The organism is Halobacteriovorax sp. JY17, from assembly GCF_002753895.1.
Taxonomy (GTDB): Bacteria; Bdellovibrionota; Bacteriovoracia; order Bacteriovoracales; family Bacteriovoracaceae; genus Halobacteriovorax.
This window is the reverse complement of sequence record NZ_NJER01000001.1, coordinates 1385792-1401990: the sequence shown is the minus strand read 5'-3', so window position 1 is coordinate 1401990 and position 16199 is coordinate 1385792. Positions and strand designations below refer to the sequence as shown.

At 35.2% G+C, this 16199-nt stretch carries 18 protein-coding genes; 10 read left to right on the top strand and 8 right to left on the bottom strand.

Going from position 1 to position 16199, the window contains the following annotated elements; genetic code table 11:
* The first annotated feature begins 59 nt into the window (after positions 1–59).
* The gene (locus CES88_RS06415; RefSeq protein WP_290732601.1) at positions 60–701 is read left to right on the top strand and encodes a response regulator; all 642 of its coding nucleotides are present in this window, start codon (positions 60–62) and stop codon (positions 699–701) included.
* A 257-nt stretch (positions 702–958) separates the two neighbouring features.
* On the opposite strand, the gene CES88_RS06410 is transcribed toward CES88_RS06415, so the two are convergent.
* The 3 genes from CES88_RS06410 to CES88_RS06400 are packed head-to-tail and all read right to left on the bottom strand — an operon-like array spanning position 959 to position 2655.
* Positions 959–1513, bottom strand: coding sequence for a M23 family metallopeptidase (locus tag CES88_RS06410; protein ID WP_290733277.1), 555 nt, complete (start codon positions 1511–1513; stop codon positions 959–961).
* Positions 1501–2013 (bottom strand): GNAT family N-acetyltransferase, encoded by a 513-nt coding sequence (locus CES88_RS06405; protein WP_290732599.1) that lies wholly within the window; start codon positions 2011–2013, stop codon positions 1501–1503. The genes CES88_RS06410 and CES88_RS06405 overlap by 13 nt, the downstream gene beginning before the upstream one ends.
* 36 nt (positions 2014–2049) lie before the next feature.
* Positions 2050–2655 carry a zinc-dependent peptidase gene (locus CES88_RS06400; protein ID WP_290732597.1) on the bottom strand — a complete coding sequence of 202 codons (606 nt, stop codon included), beginning with the start codon at positions 2653–2655 and terminating at the stop codon, positions 2050–2052.
* Positions 2656–2824: 169 nt separating this feature from the next.
* Between CES88_RS06400 and CES88_RS06395 the strand changes: the two genes are divergently transcribed.
* From CES88_RS06395 to rapA, 4 genes are read left to right on the top strand one after another with little or no spacing between them, the layout of a single operon-like run.
* On the top strand, positions 2825–3922 hold the full coding sequence (locus CES88_RS06395) for an AAA family ATPase (RefSeq protein ID WP_290732595.1): 1098 nt from the start codon (positions 2825–2827) through the stop codon (positions 3920–3922).
* A complete protein-coding gene (locus CES88_RS06390) occupies positions 3913–4281 on the top strand; it encodes a hypothetical protein (RefSeq protein WP_290732593.1) in 369 nt (122 codons plus the stop codon). The genes CES88_RS06395 and CES88_RS06390 overlap by 10 nt, the downstream gene beginning before the upstream one ends.
* Before the next feature lie 15 nt (positions 4282–4296).
* A complete protein-coding gene (locus CES88_RS06385; RefSeq protein WP_290732591.1) occupies positions 4297–4455 on the top strand; it encodes a hypothetical protein in 159 nt (52 codons plus the stop codon).
* A gap of 18 nt (positions 4456–4473) precedes the next feature.
* The gene (gene rapA, locus CES88_RS06380) at positions 4474–7179 is read left to right on the top strand and encodes an RNA polymerase-associated protein RapA (RefSeq protein WP_290732589.1); all 2706 of its coding nucleotides are present in this window, start codon (positions 4474–4476) and stop codon (positions 7177–7179) included.
* Here the strand turns inward: rapA and CES88_RS06375 are convergent.
* Together CES88_RS06375 and CES88_RS06370 are read right to left on the bottom strand one after the other, a co-directional pair.
* On the bottom strand, positions 7169–7381 hold the full coding sequence (locus tag CES88_RS06375; RefSeq protein ID WP_290732587.1) for a hypothetical protein: 213 nt from the start codon (positions 7379–7381) through the stop codon (positions 7169–7171). The genes rapA and CES88_RS06375 overlap by 11 nt on opposite strands.
* Positions 7382–7460: 79 nt before the next feature.
* The gene (locus tag CES88_RS06370; RefSeq protein WP_290732585.1) at positions 7461–8405 is read right to left on the bottom strand and encodes an HD domain-containing phosphohydrolase; all 945 of its coding nucleotides are present in this window, start codon (positions 8403–8405) and stop codon (positions 7461–7463) included.
* Between the two features lie 158 nt (positions 8406–8563).
* Here CES88_RS06370 and CES88_RS06365 point away from each other — a divergent pair, with 158 nt between their 5' ends.
* Both CES88_RS06365 and CES88_RS06360 read left to right on the top strand, forming a co-directional pair.
* Positions 8564–9199, top strand: a complete 636-nt coding sequence (locus tag CES88_RS06365; protein ID WP_290732584.1) for a DsbA family protein — start codon at positions 8564–8566, stop codon at positions 9197–9199.
* A gap of 10 nt (positions 9200–9209) precedes the next feature.
* Positions 9210–9773 (top strand): peptidylprolyl isomerase, encoded by a 564-nt coding sequence (locus CES88_RS06360; protein ID WP_290732582.1) that lies wholly within the window; start codon positions 9210–9212, stop codon positions 9771–9773.
* A gap of 18 nt (positions 9774–9791) precedes the next feature.
* Here the strand turns inward: CES88_RS06360 and CES88_RS06355 are convergent, their stop codons facing one another.
* Positions 9792–10244 carry a GNAT family N-acetyltransferase gene (locus CES88_RS06355; RefSeq protein WP_290732580.1) on the bottom strand — a complete coding sequence of 151 codons (453 nt, stop codon included), beginning with the start codon at positions 10242–10244 and terminating at the stop codon, positions 9792–9794.
* Positions 10245–10332: 88 nt separating this feature from the next.
* Here CES88_RS06355 and CES88_RS06350 point away from each other — a divergent pair, with 88 nt between their 5' ends.
* Positions 10333–11358 carry a hypothetical protein gene (locus tag CES88_RS06350; RefSeq protein WP_290732578.1) on the top strand — a complete coding sequence of 342 codons (1026 nt, stop codon included), beginning with the start codon at positions 10333–10335 and terminating at the stop codon, positions 11356–11358.
* On the opposite strand, the gene CES88_RS06345 is transcribed toward CES88_RS06350, so the two are convergent.
* On the bottom strand, positions 11352–12380 hold the full coding sequence (locus tag CES88_RS06345) for a serine/threonine protein kinase (RefSeq protein ID WP_290732576.1): 1029 nt from the start codon (positions 12378–12380) through the stop codon (positions 11352–11354). The two genes, CES88_RS06350 and CES88_RS06345, sit on opposite strands and share 7 nt — an antisense overlap.
* 177 nt (positions 12381–12557) lie before the next feature.
* Here CES88_RS06345 and CES88_RS06340 point away from each other — a divergent pair, with 177 nt between their 5' ends.
* Positions 12558–14393 carry a hypothetical protein gene (locus tag CES88_RS06340; protein WP_290732574.1) on the top strand — a complete coding sequence of 612 codons (1836 nt, stop codon included), beginning with the start codon at positions 12558–12560 and terminating at the stop codon, positions 14391–14393.
* Positions 14390–15106, top strand: a complete 717-nt coding sequence (locus CES88_RS06335) for a Type 1 glutamine amidotransferase-like domain-containing protein (protein ID WP_290732573.1) — start codon at positions 14390–14392, stop codon at positions 15104–15106. Before CES88_RS06340 ends, CES88_RS06335 begins: the two co-directional genes overlap by 4 nt.
* Here CES88_RS06335 and CES88_RS06330 read toward each other — a convergent pair.
* A complete protein-coding gene (locus CES88_RS06330; protein WP_290732571.1) occupies positions 15093–16196 on the bottom strand; it encodes a peptidogalycan biosysnthesis protein in 1104 nt (367 codons plus the stop codon). The two genes, CES88_RS06335 and CES88_RS06330, sit on opposite strands and share 14 nt — an antisense overlap.
* Positions 16197–16199: the final 3 nt, after the last annotated feature.

Sequence of the window (16199 nt, the reverse complement as noted above, 5' to 3'; positions counted from 1 at the left end):
CCCCCTTTCTTAAGAAATCTTAATTTGAGATAATCTTCATGTTCTAAATGGAGAAGATCTTGAATATCCTAATTGTTGATGATGATGAAATTACTTCAAAATTAATTGAAAAGAGACTCAAGAAAAGAGGCTTTCATACTTCTATTGTCAATGGTGGAGTGGATTGCTTACATCTACTAAAGCAGAGTCCCCATTACTTTGATTTGATACTCCTAGATATTATGATGCCGGATATGACAGGGCTTGAGGTCATGGAGGAAATTAGAAAATCCTTTTCTCAAGTTGAACTTCCTATCATTATGACAACTTCAATGAGTGAAACCTCAGACATTGTTTCTGCCCTTAAGCTTGGCGCAAATGATTACGTGATGAAGCCAATAAATATGGAGATTTTAGAAGCTAGAATGAAGACTCATCTCTCAATTAAAGAGATGAATATAGAAAATATGAAAAAGAGCGAGCTAGAAACTGCTAATGCTATGATTGTGACTTATCATCATGAAATAAATAATCCTTTAGCAATTGCTCTTGGGTATATTGAAAAGTGTGAGATGACGGGAAGCTTAGAAGGCTTAGATAAAGTTCATGTCGCACTTGATAGAATAGCTGATATCGTAGAAAAAATTAAGCATGTCTCGCAGGAAACCTCTATTTCTAAAGAGGACTACGCCAACGACCAGAAGATGATTAAGTTAAAATAAAATCTTCTTGAATTATCAATAGAATTTATATCAACAGATGTCATACAATTTTAGAAAGGTATTAATGACAACTATCTGTAAATTCATTAGCATAAATATATAGAACAAATTAGTTAATGGATGGAGTCGTTAATGAAGTCAATTCTTCATTTTTTGAAGATGCTATGGATGGCGTTTGCAGTTGGGATTGGCATGGGAATTTTTATTCCTGTGACATTTTCAATAGCTCTGCCTTTTGGGTTACTCAATGTTGTAGTTCATGGGCAAGGCTTATCATTTTTAACGGCCCTATAGCTTTTTCCAAGTTCTAGGCCAAGAAGCGGCCCGTACTGTGTCGCTATGGTCACAGGAAGTGACCTTCTTTTATACTGATTTTTGTCTTTTCGATAAACTTCAAAGTGTAAATGAGGGGAGTCACTAAAGCCGGTGTTTCCAGAGTATCCAATCAATTCACCTTCTCTAATTATTTGTCCTTTTTTTACTTTCACTCCATTAAACTTTAAGTGAGCGTAGAGAGCAAAAGTATTATCGCTATGTTTGATGTGAATAAAGTTTGCATCTTTTATAAATTTCTTTGATGTTCCTACTTTCTTTGAATCGTTCTTTATTTTTAAAATAGTTCCGGATCTTGCGGCATAGACAGGAGTTCCAACTTTTAAATCAAAGTCTAAACCATACTCTAGAGGAGCTTGATGACTATGCTTTCCATTCCAAACTTGAAGAAGTCTATAGGATGCACCTTTTTTATAGGGAAGTGAGTATTGGCAATTAGCGAGTGATAAATTGGTAAAGAGGAAGACTAGTAGAAAGATAAGTCGGCCTCCATTTTTAATAGACCTCCACCTGCATGTTTTATGGAAAACCCTTCAAGTGAGTGGATGAAGTTTATCATTTTAGTGTTAGTGCTCTCAAGCGTTCCATCTAAAAATTTAATACCATTACTTTTTGCAACTTTTATAAGCTCTAGTGTGACTTGTTTAGCGAGCCCCTGACCTTGAATTCTATCGATGAGTGTTATCGCAAATTCGGCCCTCTCTGGATCGGCAGACCTGTGATATCTTGCGATTCCTACGCCTTCAGCATCGCCTGATTCATTAACTTCTCCTAGGGCAAAAGCGAATCTATCGACACCATCTAGCTCCGTTAGGCTTGAAAGTTCTTTATCGTTGAATTCTTTTTTGAAACCGTGGAAGCGGTTGTAGATTGACTCTGGGGACATTTTCTTAAGACCTTCAACTAAGTTGATCTTATCATCAGCTCTCAGAGGTCTTAGAATATAGTTTTTTCCATCTTTGGACTTTAGCTTTATCACGGCTCTAATATACCACGCAGCGAGGTTAGGTCATATTTATTTTATCATTAAAAATTCTTTAGCTTCGCTATTTGAAATTGGCCAGATTCCTTCGCTCAATTCTTGATGAATTCTCAGAAGGTCTGAGTCTTCAAATTTTGAAAATCTCTTATCTGCCTTAAGCCATAAGTAGTAAGTATTTTCGAGTAAGGTATTCTCAGGGGTTTCAATGAAGAGCTTCTTTCTTTCATTATCCCAATAAAGAGTGAAGGAGTTTCTATTTTTAAATTCTTCCCACTTTGTGTAGGGAAGAACTGTGATAGGACTTATTTTCTTATAGAGATTTGATGTGGCCCTTTGTTGATTTAAAAGAGACATTTCAAAGCTAAGAGCAAGCCTTAAATCAATATTTACTTCTAGACTTTCGAGGCCTTTAATTTTCTTTTGGGCGACGAGTATTTGAGTCTTCTTACTGACTTGAATTTGTTCCCTTTTATTTAATTTTTGAAATAAAGAATATCTTTTGGAAATTTTCTGACTCCATCCGGAAGGCATTTCATACTTTAGAATATGAGAATTAGAGAAGAGATTAAATAGAATTTTAGAGATTAGAAAGAGAATCGCTAAACAGATTATAGAGCCAATAATAATTGATGCGTGCATGGTTATTCCTAGTTAGAGACGATAATAACAATTCTTTTTTATTCTAGGGAGAATTTCTTCTCTTTGACATGTAGTGTCTGATTATATGAGTACTTTAGTCTGAACAAACTTTGACACTCTATCCCTTTGTTTTCTATAATTTAAGGATACTCAAAACAGGAAGATAAGAGTGAATGAGACTTACTACCCTCTAAAGAAAGTGGCGGCTATTTTTGGTGGTCCAGAACTCAAGGAAGAGATTACTAGGCTAGAAGAGTCTGGTGTTATTCCTTCTCAAGTAAAATATAGATCTGGTGCTTTATACCGTAAAGGTTTTAAAGAATCTGACCTCCCATTGATAGGGGAGAAAGTGGGATTTTTTAGAAAATTCTCTTCTCCAGTAAGCCTTTGCGTATTTACAACAAAGGGTGGAGTTCTAAAAAGTACTCTTGCGCTCAACCTTGCAAGGACAGGAGCGCTACATGGACTTAAGACCTGTGTTGTTGGACTCGATATTCAGGGTGATGTCACGACCGCTCTAGGTTTTGATGACGGGATTGAAGACTCTGGTGATCTTAATTATATTTTAGAGAAATTAAATAGAACTAAAGGTTTGTCTGATGTTTTCTCTAACTCTGTTAGATTAAATGAAACAATTGTTTCTACTGATAATGAAAATCTCTTTCTCATTCCCGAAACACCTGAACTCGTGGCCTTAAACGATTCTCTAAGTAATATTAATAGAAGAGAGTTTTGGTTAAAAGAAAAGGTTATTGATCCTTTGAAGCAGCACTTTGATCTTATTATCATGGACTGCTCTCCTAATTGGAATAAATTGACTACGAATGCTCTAGTGGCCTGTGATGCCTTAGTTTCTCCACTTGAATGTAAGATTAATAATTTTAGAAACTTTAAGGTTTTTTCTACTTTCTTAGAGGAATTTAAAGCAGAGATGAGAATGAACTTTGAGTCTATCTTTGTTCCAACTAAGTATAGTCTAAACAGAAAGCTCAGTCAGGATATTTTGGAATGGTACCGTGGAAATGTAGAAGGCTGCATTGCCGGAGCAATTAGAGAAAGTGTCTCTGGAGAAGAAGCTACGGCGATGAATAAATCTCTGATAGAGCATTGTCCGGGAAAAGTTGTCTCTGACGAAATGATGTCTGTTTTAATGGAAGTTCATGGAAGAGTTGAGGCCTTAATTGAGCAGAGAGATTTTGAGAGTCAAAATACTGATAGCTATAACTATGGCACTTCGACTGAAAGTCAGGAAAATGTATGGCGATAAGATTAAATGATGTTACTGCAAAGAATAAAGCAACGAAAGTAAAAGCTACTGAATTAGAAGAGCAGAGAGTTCTTAGACCTTGGGAAACATTTGATAAGTTGGGAGCGCAGACGCGAACAATTTCAGCTCGAGAAGCGGTTAAGAATGCTAGGAAGAAGGTTCAAGAGAATAATGAACTGGTAAATAAGCTGCGAGAAGGCTTTGTTGAGATTGAAAAAGCGAGAGATTGGGATAATTTTGTAGATAGTAAGCAGATGAAGTTGGATCAAGAGATCAAGGAGCTCTCATCTGAAATGAAGAAGATTAATACTAAACCCGGCGTAATTTCTTTTTTTAAAGAAATGTTTAAGGCCCAATAAATATAAGAGGAGATTATGGGAAAGAATAAGGTAAGAAAGCCTAAGACAAATAAAAAACCTCTAAATCCAAAAGTTACAGCGCAAGACCTTAAGAGAGGAAAGACCAATCTTTACATTCTCTATGTAATGATTCTTGTCGCATGTGGATTACTGTTCTATGGTCTCGGAAATTAAATCCTAGGGATATATTAAATGAAGAAATTTACGATTGGTCAAAGATGGATCAGTGAAGCAGAACCAGAGTTAGGTTTAGGGATTTTGAACAACCTTACGGATAAGACAGTCTCGATTGTTTTCTCCGCCAGTGGTGTTGAGAGAAATTACGGAATTAAAACTTGTCCAATTAAGAGAGTTCTCTTTGCTGAGGGCGATGAAATCATCATCGAAGAAGGGGAGAAGCTCGTCGTCGATAAAGTCACTGAAGAAGAAGGACTTGCTTTCTACTTATGTGGTGAGAGAATTATTTCGGAATTAGATTTAAGTGATCTTATGTCATTTAATAAACCTGAGGATAAACTCTTTAATGGCCTCTGCGATCCTCATGATCACTTTCAGCTAAGATATGAAACATTAAAATATAAGAATGAATATAGCGGGCTTGAAGTTAAGGGATTGTTAGGTCCTAGAGTAAGTCTCATCCCACATCAACTCTATGTTGCTAAAGAAGTCTTTAATAGACCAATTCCAAGAGTTCTTCTTGCGGATGAAGTAGGACTTGGAAAAACAATTGAAGCAGCGATGATTATTCATCAAATGCTTATAACTAAGAGAGCGCAGCGAGTTTTAATTGTTGTTCCCGACTCTCTTGTCTTCCAGTGGTTTATTGAGCTTCATAGAAAGTTTTCCCTATCTTTCACTGTTATAAATCAAGAAACAGAATTAATGGAAGGAAGTAATCCTTTCTTAGAGAATGAAAATGCAATTGTATCCTTAGGACTCCTGAGGGGAGCTGAGAAGGCCAGAGAACTTCTAGACCAAGCTGATTACGATATGCTTGTTGTGGATGAAGCTCATCACCTAAAGTGGTCACAGGAGAAGTCATCTCTCGAGTATGATCTCGTTCAGAACTTGTCTGCAAGAATTAATGGTGTATTACTTCTCACTGCAACTCCTGAACAATTAGGTCTAGAGGGACACTTTAGTCGTTTAAAGATTCTTGATCCAGACAGGTTCTTTTCTTATGAAGATTTTGTAAAAGAGCATGAGAGCTTTGAACACTTTGCTGGAATTGTTCGAAAAATTGAAGGCTCAGTTGAACTTGATGTTGAAGAAAAAGAGCTTCTAGCATCTGTAGATATTGATGCAACAAAAGGTAAGGAAGAAATTATATCTGACTTATTAGATAGGCATGGTACGGGAAGAATCTATATTAGAAATACTAGGGAGAGGATGAGAGAAGTCTTTGATTTCTTTCCGGAGAGAATTCTAAATGAAGCGATTATAGATTTAGATGAAAAAACGGATAATTTAGATGTAAATATATTTAGGTCTAAGGCCTTCTGGCTCTTAGAGAAGTTGGAAGACTTAAAAGGTGAGAAAGCTCTCCTTATTTGTAAGTCAAAAAGTAAAGTTCTAGCTCTTGAAAAATTTATTAGAGAAAATGCGGCGAGTACCAATACGGCAGTCTTTCATTCGGACTTATCGTTAATGGCAAGAGATAGACAAGCAGCTTACTTCGCAGAGCCAGATGGTGCTCAAATTCTTCTGTGTACAGAAATTGGTTCAGAGGGGAGAAACTTTGAATTTGCATCAAATCTAATTCTCTTCGATCTTCCTTCAAACCCTGATTATTTAGAACAGAGAATCGGAAGACTTGATCGTATCGGTCAAAAGAGAGACATTCAAATTCATGTTCCTCTGGTTAAGGATTCGAGTGAGCACTTACTTTTTAGATGGTATCAAGAAGGATTTAATGCCTTCACTGACTCTGCGAAGTGCGGAGGAATACTTTTTAGAAAGTTCAAAGATAGAGTAGAAGATATTCAAAATATTGATATTGAACAACTCATCTCTGAAACGAGACAAGAGTACAAACTCGTGACCAAAGAGCTTGAAGAGGGACGCGATGTTCTTATTGAGAAGAACTCTTATAAAGAAAATATTGCATTAAAAATTAGATCTGCAATTAGAGAAATTGATAATTCAAGTGAGCTAAGAAATTATTTAGACTCCGTCTTTCATCATCTAGGAGTTGATTCAGATGATATCAATCAAGATACTCTTTTTTTAAGACCAACTGAGAATATGCTCCTACCTCATTTTCCAGAGCTTGATAGAGATGGAAAGACGTACACCTTTAATAGACTGATGGCGCTAGAGAGAGAAGAATTTGGTTTTCTTACTTGGGATCACCCAATGGTTCAAGGAATTAGTGACTTGATCATTAGTGAAGGACTTGGTTCATATAGTGTTGCTAAGAGAAGAGAGTCAAAGGGAAATAAGATATTCTTTGAGTTCTTCTTTATTTTTGAGACCATTCATAATCAAGAATTGGAATCTAGTAAATATTTTCCACCAAAAATTATTAGAGTTCTCCTAGATAATACAGGAGAAAATTTTTCTGATAAGTGGGATAAGGGCTTCCTAGATTCAAAAGTAGGTGGAGCTTCAAAAGAAGATATTATTAAAGTATCGAAGTTCCCAAAGGCCGGAGTTGCTAAAGTTATTAATTCTGCCAATGAAATTGCAGCAAAGGTTGCAGCGATGGAAAAGGAAAGCTTTAAAGAGAATTTAATAAGATCTATTACTCAAGACGAGGAAAGGTTAAATTATCTTAAGAAAATTAATACTTCTGTAAAAGATGAAGAGCTTCAGTGGCTAGGAATGAAGAAGAATGAGTTACTCATAATTCTAGACCAGTGTAATGTAAGATTAGATAGTTTTAGAGTTATTCTTTAGTAGTAAACTTTTTAAGGTCATTCTTAGTAAAACACTCACTAATACTTGCTCCATGCTCTTTTTCTAATTTATCTAAGCGAGCGCCCAAGATCAGTTGATTGAGGGCCTTCTTACATAGAGCTCCGGTATAATGAAGATCATATTTAGTACAGTAGTTATCAAATTGATTTGATTCCGTATGAAAGCCTTTGAATTTCTTCATAGAGAGTATTTCGCATTCATTTTTTGTAAAATCTGTCTTACTACAAGAAAGCAGAGTAAGAGAAAGAATTAAGAGTATTTTATAGATCAAGAATTCCCTCTTCTGTTAACACTTCTTTGAATTTATTTAATAAGTCTAACTCAAAGTTTCCAAGTTCATCTATTAATATTTCTTTAATGGCTTCTTTAGGAGTTAACTCTGTTGTAATAACGATTTTATCATAGATATTTACAAGAGAGAGGATATACTCGCTCTGGCTCAATTTGACTTTCTTATTAGGACCTTCTCCTGACTTTACTTCCTCGTGATTTGTTATAAGCTCCATCGAGGCTTGATTGACGTAAGGTTTATCTTTTAGAACAGAAATACAATCTTTTACATGTGCGCCATAGGCGAGCTTTTCTTCAGGTGTAAGTTCTTTCTTATTCTTATTAAATAATTCTCTTGTTTCTTCACTCAATTGCATAAGACCAATATCATGAAGTAGTCCAGCTACCGCAATTTCATCTAATTGATCTTCTGTGAGTTTCATTTTTTGACCAAGCTTAGTGGCCAAGGCACTTACGTTCAGAGAGTGCTTAACTATCTGCTCATTTTTTTCAACAGGCTTTCCAAAGATCGCCTTCATGGCCTCAGGGTTTGATGAGATACATTGCCTTAGTGTTCTTGCTGCATTTTCAGTCATCTTATATGACGACTCGCTCTCTGGGTCTTCCTGCATTCTCTCTAGAGCTGAACCACAAGCTCCTTCTACGAGATTCACTTTTTCATCAACTGTCGCAGTTTCCGAATTCATGGTTTCCATGAGCAGATTATCTAAAAATTTCTGGTAATTTAATTCATCGGACTCATCTATATAGAATTTTGCGATCTTTTGTTTTTTTAATTTCTTATATTTTTCTTCCTCAATTTTGGAACCTTTTGATGCATAAGGAATATATTGTTCCTTAAAGAAAATAAAGAGATCGAAAGTAAGCTCACGATTTGGTTTCACTGTACTTATGCGAAGAGGTGTATAGGCCATATTTTTCCTGATAGGTTGAATTACCTATATTTTATGAATGATTTTGATAAATTGCATCCTTTTTTTTTAGTTCCTGTTTTTAGATAGCTGAGTAAAATAGTTCTCCTTGTGGAATATCTTTGATAAAGTAATTTAAAAATAAACAGTTTAGGTTAAATATGGATTTTTACTTTGATTTCTTATCACCTTATTCTTACTTAGCTTTTCAGTGGCTTAAGAAGAATAGATCACTTTTAGACAGTCTTAGTATTGAGATTAACTTTCATCCCACTATTTTGAGTAAGTTAATTCATAGCTACGAAACAAAGGGACCTGCAGAAATAGAAAGTAAGAGAAATTATCTCTTCAAGGATTGCCTGAGGTTCTCTTCTTTAAATAAAATTCCATTTAACACGCCTAAGACTTTACCTTTTAATTCTCTCTACGCCCTTAGACTAGTTCTAGCTTGTCCTAAAAATAAGAAGTTTGATTTAATCGATTCAATTTTCACTAAAGGATGGGGAAGAGGGGAAGAAATAGGAGAGGAAGAAGAGCTTTTTGAAACTTTGAAAGAGAATGATCTTCCTGAATCTTTAATGGAAGAGACAACTTCAAAAGAAATTCGTAAGGAATTAAAACAGGTACTTAGTAACGGGATAAATAGAGGAGTCTTCGGGCTTCCTACATTTATTTATAAAGATGAGCTATTTTGGGGGAATGATTCCACGAAGTATCTAGAGTTATTTATTGCTAATAAAGATCCAATAGATCAGAATAAATATGAGAATTTTTTAAAAAGCCACCCATTTAACTAGAAGAGGAATTATGAAATATATTCTAATTACATTACTTACAATGCTTAGCTTGAATACATTTGCTAAGAAGAATACTTTTGTTGTGATGGAAACATCAATGGGAAATATTGAAATTAAATTATTTGATGAGTCTGCACCGATTTCAGTTAAAAACTTCCTTACTTATGTTGATGAAAAATTCTATGAGGGGACAGTTTTTCACCGAGTGATTGATAACTTTATGGTTCAAGGTGGTGGCTTTGATATAAATTTAAAAAAGAAGAAGACACATGCGCCTATTAAGAATGAAGCAACTAATAGAATTTCTAATACAACAGGAACTATCGCCATGGCGAGAACAAGTGTAGTGGACTCAGCGACAGCACAGTTCTTTATCAATGTTAATGATAATGCTTTCTTAGATCATAGAGGAACAGGTGGGAGTGAATTTGGTTACGCCGTATTTGGTAGTATAAGTAAAGGAATGAGCATCGTTAATAAGATGAAGAAAGTTCAAACAGGAAGAAATGGTAATTTAAGTGATGTGCCTGTAGAAAATATTCTTATTAAGAAAGTCTATAGAAAGAAAGAATAGAGTTAGGCCCTATTGGGCCTATTCTAGCCATTCGAATAAGTCATAATGTTCTTTTGTCATGCCAATTTTCTTATAAACTTCCTGAGCACTGAGATTTCTTTTGTCTACATAGAGGCGAAGCCCTGCTAAGTTTTCATCATCTCTTACGTGTTCTTGTAAGTATTGATACATCTCTTTAAAAATTTTCTTTCCTCTCATTTCTTTAATTACGAAGACTGAGTGAATCCAGAGAACATTCTTGCATCGCCAATCACTCCACTCATTAACTGTTAATAGAGAGGCGATACACTCTCTCTTATCATTAAGCGCAACAAAGTACTTTCCTTTACTTGAATCATCAAATACTGAGGCCACCCCTTTTAAGACAATGTCTAGATCTAATTCTAATTCCTCAGTTTCTCGGGCCATTGCTACCTGGAATTTGGCAATAGTATTTAAATGATCGTCTTTATTTGCTTGTTCAACATTCATGTATTTTTCCTATCTGAAACTTGTATACTAGCTAGAGTCTAGTATAATTGATGGAGTTAGTATTTGTTAAGGCAGAGAGCGGTAAAGAATGAATGAGTTAAATGAAATGTGGGAAGACAATTGGAAAACTGGAGTGATCGAGTCTTCAAGGAGAAGATATCTTTTGAAAGAATTATTTCCTAAGATCTCCACTAACACTGATCTTCTAAAATACTTTATTCTTGCTCATATTTACAATCTCTCTACTTCCGAATTGCTTTATTCTGAGAAAAACCTTCTTACTGCTTTTCAGCAAGGAGAGTTTAAGGAAAAGGAACTATATCTTGTATGCTACTTCAAAGAATTTTTCTCAGATAAATTTCTAGAACTTTTAGATGCATCTATTAATTCTGAATTATCCAATAAGTGGAAATTTGCAGAACTAAGTAAGAACTTTTCAAGCTTTTCCAAAAACCATTGGGGAGAACTTAAGAAATGCCTGAGTCACTTCCAAGGAGTTAAGGCCATTCTTCTTGTGAGAAGAGATAGGAAGTTTAAGGGAAGACTTGTTCTCTTAAATGATTCGGGTGAGTTAGTTTGTGAGAATAAGAAAATCTGGTCGGTTGAGGCCTTAGCAAAGGGAAGAGTTAATAAGAAGTTCTTTCTTCCAAATGGAGATACTCCCACAGGTTTTTATTCTATCGACTCAGTTATGCCTGAGGCAGATCAGCAAAAACTCTTCGGTAAACATAGAAGACTTAAGATTGATTTTGTAGAAAGAAAAGAAATTGAAGAGAATTTTTCAGAAATTCTTCTAGAGCATTCTTGGTGGAGAAGTGGAGTGATTGCTTCAGAGCTCTCGAGGTCACTTCTTAGAATTCATGGAACGGGTCTCAAGAATAGAAAAATCTATAGTAAGTACTATCCTTTTGTGACTACTTCAGGCTGTATTTCTATGAGAGAGGATCGCTCTATAGAAGGACAGAGAATTCTCTTGGATAAATTAATGGAGAGTTTAAAACTTTCTCCGTCTATTGATAATGAAGTCGAAATCCATGGTCATCTCTGTGTCATTGAATTAGATGATAAGAGCTCTAAAGTGACACTAAAAGATATTGTCGAGCTAGATCAATAATAGACTTCAGGGTTTAAAGCATTCTTTATTAAATTCAATTGTGTTCTTAAGTCTTGAATTTGAATTTCCCAGTAGTGGTGTTCAGCAAATTGTGGGAAGTGCAGTTTGAATGAAGGATCTTCCCATCTCTTAGATATCCAAGCGCTGAAGTGAATAAATCTTAAGGTTCTAAGTGGTTCAATGAGCTTTAATTGTTCTCTAGGAAAAGGTCTCATCGTTTCATAAGCTTCAAGTAGTATTGCTCTGTCTTGAATTGCATATTGATCAATACCAGGAATAGCTAACCAAATATCTTGAACCTCTGGTCCCATAACCATGTCATCTAAATCAATCAAATGAAAAGAGGCATCACCTCTTCTGATAATATTTCCTAAGTGACAGTCACCATGAATTCTAATAAATTTCTCTTCATTAAAGAATGGTTCACTTAAATTACACACTTCATTTACAAGATCTTTATAGGTTCCTTCAAGGTAGGGAGGGATTACTTTAGAAGAGAGTAGATAGTTTAGGTTTTGCCTTCCATAAACTTCAGGGGTGATCTTCAGTCTATGTTTGGCCTTCTTTGAAGCACCAATTGTATGCATACGCGCTAAGGTTCTTCCAAGAATTTCTAGGTCATCAATATTCATTTCATCTGGTGCTCTTCCACCTTTCTTTGGAAAGAGACAGTAGAAGAGACCAGAGTTCTCATCAAGAAATACTGACTCGCCATTGATGACGTGTGGAGCAATCACTGGAATTTCACTTTCGGCCAATTCTAGAAGGAAGTCGTGTTCGTCCTGGATTTGTTCTTTTGACCATCTACCGGGACGATAGAATTTTGTAATAACAAAGTGTTCTGATGGATTAGGTGAGTCTGAGTAAATTTCAATTTCATAAACTCTATTTTCCATAGAGTTCAAAACCATGGCCCTACCTGTTGTTTTAAATCCTAGCTCATCTACACAAGAGAGTACTTTTTCGGGGCTGAGTTCATAGAAGAATTGAGTTTCTTTATCTCCCCATATTTGTGTGGCCATTTTCTCTCTCACTTTAAGTTGATTGTTCTTGTCGAGTTTACTCTGAAATTAAGTACTTGTCCCTTACTTTAAAAGTCCTCATCGGAAAAATTGTCCTTTAAAAATGAGAGCTTACCCTAGTTTGATATAATTTAGTCAACAAAGTTTTTGTCAAAGTGCGACAATCTAGGCGAATAAATGACAAGTATTAAAAAAATTAAAAAGAATGAACAAACTGTATTTAATTACAAGAAATTCCAACAAATTGATGGAAGACACCCTCTACAAAAAGAAGTTCCTGACTCAACAGTGAATTATCAAGTGAGAAGTCGAAAGGGCGGGAAAGTTTCTTTCTTTAATTTTAATCTCGCAAAGGAAATGGGTCTAATCCCAAAGAACCATCCGGCCGAAATGACAGACGAACTTCAAGAGAAAATCTTAGAAACTTTCAGTCTCGTTATTATAAATGAATACGACATTATAAATGAAATTGAATATCCAGAAGAAGAGATTAAGGACCATAAGTATATGGCAACGAGGTATCTTCAATTACAACATCCTAATAAACAGGGAAAGACTTCTGGGGATGGAAGAAGTATCTGGAATGGATCTGTCACGAATAAAGGAGTGCGTTGGGATATTTCAAGCTCTGGAACAGGGGCAACTTGTCTAAGTCCTGCTACTCATATTTATGGTAAATACTGGGAGACAGGTGATCCAACTATTTCCTATGGTTGTGGATATTCAGAAATAGATGAAGGAATGGGAACACTTTTCTTTAGTGAGATTTTCCATAAGAATCATATTGAAACAGAAAGAGTTCTAGGAATAATAGAATTTCAAAAAGGTATCGCGATTAATATTCGTGCGCAGAAAAACCTTCTAAGACCCTCTCATATGTTTAATTATTTAAAACAGGGCGATTTTGAAAATCTTGAGAGAATGGTTAATTACTATATTTCAAGAGAAGAGAGTAATGGAATCTTTAAAGATGTTCCAAAATCAAGAGTTAAGAAATTAGATTACTTCCTAGATAAGCAGACTGATATATTTGCACATATGGCAGCAAGATTAGAAGACGAGTATATATTCTGTTGGTTAGACTGGGATGGAGATAATATTTTAATGAATGGTGGAATTATAGATTATGGTTCTATTAGACAATTTGGTCTCTTCCATAGTGAATACCGCTATGATGACGTTGAGAGATATTCGACAAGTATTTTAGAACAAAAGAATAAGGCCCGCTATACAGTTCAAACATTTGCACAGCTAGTAGACTTTCTAAAGACTGGAAATAGAAAGTCTATCAAGAGCTTTGCAAAGAGTTCGGCAGTGAAGAACTTTGATAAAATTTTCTTAGAAAAGAAGTTAGAAAATCTTCTCTTTAAAACAGGATTTAGAAGAGCTGACGTTGCTTACTTAATTGAAAATGAACATAAGACAGTAGAGAAATATTTAAAGGCTTTTTCATACTTTGAGAGATCAAAATCGAAAGAGGGGATTCACGAAGTTGCAGACGGGATCAATTGGTCAGCAATTTTCTGTATGAGAGATCTTCTTAGAGAATTACCTCAACTCCTTCTTGTTAGAGGAGGGAAGCATCTAAGTTATGAGAGCTTTATTGAAGTTGTTAAGTCATCTTATGCAACAGAAGAAGACCTTGTCATGACAACCAATAGACGAAAAATGATAACGAGCTTTCAAAAAAACTATGAGCTACTTTGTGTAAAGCTTGCAGCAAAGAAAGATTTAACTCTGAATCAAATGCTTCTGGAATTGACAATGAGGTCTAGTATTATAAATAAATATGACCGAGTGACAGGAGATTCCATTTCAACAATTGTTAATAAAGTTTTAAGCAAAAAACCAAAAGTTAAGCCTGAACAGTTATTTGACCTTGTTGAAGAGTTCTGTATTTATCAAAATTTTGATCCAAATAAATCTATTGAAGAGCACCGAGAGAAGAGAGTTCAAACTAAGTTTGTAAAGAATATGTTGCAAATTGTTCGAGACTTTAGAGAGGGTCTGTGAAGTTAGTTTTCTACTCTGGTGGCGATAAGGACGATAACTTTGAACTCGATGAAATCACTTTAAATTTAACAGGGAAGAGACGGCCTGTTATGGCGTTCATACCTTCTTGGTCTTATGAGTCAGAATATGACTTTAAAGAATTTGTAAATCAGTACGCACGTCATGGTGTTAGTCAATTCCTTCATTTTCCAATTGATATTCCCTTTGATGAAACACTCTTAAAAGAAGTATTAAAGAGCGATATCATTCATCTCGATGGCGGAAATACATTTTACTTTCTAAAGTACCTTAGGAAGAGTGGAATGATGAAGCACTTAAGGGAGTTTGTTGCTCGCGGAGGTGTTCTAACTGGGCTAAGTGCTGGTGGAATAATTATGACCCCTCGTATTCTTACCGCTAGTTTTCCTGAATTTGATAGAGATGATAATGATGTGAGAATTTCAAACTTTAAAGCAATGAATCTTGTTCGCTTCGAGTTCTTTCCACACTATCGTAATTCAAAGAGATATGACGATGATCTCATAAAGTATTCCCAAGGTATCTCAATACCTCTCTACGCCCTTCCTGATGGGAGTGGGATAATCATAGAAGATCACAGTATTAAATTTCATGGACCTTGCTACTGCTTCTTTCAAGGAAAGAAGATGATCATTAACTCTAGACTACCTTTAAAAAAGTACTCAGCATTTGAAAATGGATTTAAATTTTCTTAAAAGGAAGCTTTCTCTTTAGCTCTGGAAAAAGATCTTTAATCTGTTTGTCTTCTTCATCAATAAAATTATAGATAGGGTCTTGAAAGTTATGATCATGAATTTGATGAGCACTATGAGTCTTTGTGGGTTCAAAACCTCGGGCTATTTTATGTTCACCTTGGGCGCCTGCTTCAAAAACGGCTATATTATTTCTTATACAGAGCTCTATTCCTTGATAGTAGCATAGCTCAAAGTGAAGGTTCTTATACTCTTCAACTGCTCCCCAGTATCTTCCATATAATTTATCTCTTCCTATAAAGAAAAGTGAGGCAGCAACCAAATTTTCTTGGTCAAAGGCGCCGATTAAACGTGTAGAGTCGCTCATATTTGTAAAAATATAAATAAAGAAGTCCAAATTTAGATAGGCATAGGACTGTTTCTTTACAATTGTAGAGGCATAGAGCTTATAGAAAATAGTGGCATATTCTTTTAAGAGTTCAGGTTTTATTTCTCTAATTTCTAAGTCAGTAAGACGTTCTCTTCTTATTTGTTTTGCCTTCTTACTCTTTAATTTAAAGAGGAACTCTTCAAAGTTTTTATAATTATAGTTCTTCCAGTGATATTGAAAGGAAGTTCTCTTCTTATAGTCATTTGGAATTAGCTCTAACTCATCTTCTTCGAGAAAGAGGAGGTGCTTTGAAGTACAATTATGTAAATTGGATATTTTGCATATTTCTTCAAAGAGATAGGGAATATGCTTTTTATCACTATAAAGAAGAGTTCTATTTGTTGCAGGAGTAAAAGGATTTTGAGCTATGAGTTTTGGGTAGTAGTTATATCCATATCTTTCATAGAGGTTTGCCCAAGACCAATCAAAAATATATTCACCGTAACTATGACTTTTAAGGTAGATCACGCAAGCAGATTTTAATTCTTGGTGTTCACTAATCGTTATGTAGAAGGGAATTTGCCCACGCTCTTCTCCAATACAATTTGCAGCCTCTAGAGCTCTATGGAAGTGATAGTTGTTAAAGATATCATCAGGATGTATAAGTTGGTTCCAATCACTTTCTTTGATATGATCTATTGAAGAAAAAATTTCAACTTGCATAGA

Bases quoted from the DNA above. Each gene is read 5' to 3' on its own strand.
- CES88_RS06345 (WP_290732576.1), bottom strand. From the start codon at position 12,380: ATGGCCACACAAATATGGGGAGATAAAGAAACTCAATTCTTCTATGAA.
- CES88_RS06375 (WP_290732587.1), bottom strand. From the start codon at position 7,381: ATGAAGAAATTCAAAGGCTTTCATACGGAATCAAATCAATTTGATAAC.
- CES88_RS06340 (WP_290732574.1), top strand. From the start codon at position 12,558: ATGACAAGTATTAAAAAAATTAAAAAGAATGAACAAACTGTATTTAAT.
- CES88_RS06365 (WP_290732584.1), top strand. From the start codon at position 8,564: ATGGATTTTTACTTTGATTTCTTATCACCTTATTCTTACTTAGCTTTT.
- CES88_RS06355 (WP_290732580.1), bottom strand. From the start codon at position 10,244: ATGAATGTTGAACAAGCAAATAAAGACGATCATTTAAATACTATTGCC.
- CES88_RS06390 (WP_290732593.1), top strand. From the start codon at position 3,913: ATGGCGATAAGATTAAATGATGTTACTGCAAAGAATAAAGCAACGAAA.
- CES88_RS06330 (WP_290732571.1), bottom strand. From the start codon at position 16,196: ATGCAAGTTGAAATTTTTTCTTCAATAGATCATATCAAAGAAAGTGAT.
- rapA (WP_290732589.1), top strand. From the start codon at position 4,474: ATGAAGAAATTTACGATTGGTCAAAGATGGATCAGTGAAGCAGAACCA.
- CES88_RS06360 (WP_290732582.1), top strand. From the start codon at position 9,210: ATGAAATATATTCTAATTACATTACTTACAATGCTTAGCTTGAATACA.
- CES88_RS06370 (WP_290732585.1), bottom strand. From the start codon at position 8,405: ATGGCCTATACACCTCTTCGCATAAGTACAGTGAAACCAAATCGTGAG.
- CES88_RS06385 (WP_290732591.1), top strand. From the start codon at position 4,297: ATGGGAAAGAATAAGGTAAGAAAGCCTAAGACAAATAAAAAACCTCTA.
- CES88_RS06350 (WP_290732578.1), top strand. From the start codon at position 10,333: ATGAATGAGTTAAATGAAATGTGGGAAGACAATTGGAAAACTGGAGTG.
- CES88_RS06400 (WP_290732597.1), bottom strand. From the start codon at position 2,655: ATGCACGCATCAATTATTATTGGCTCTATAATCTGTTTAGCGATTCTC.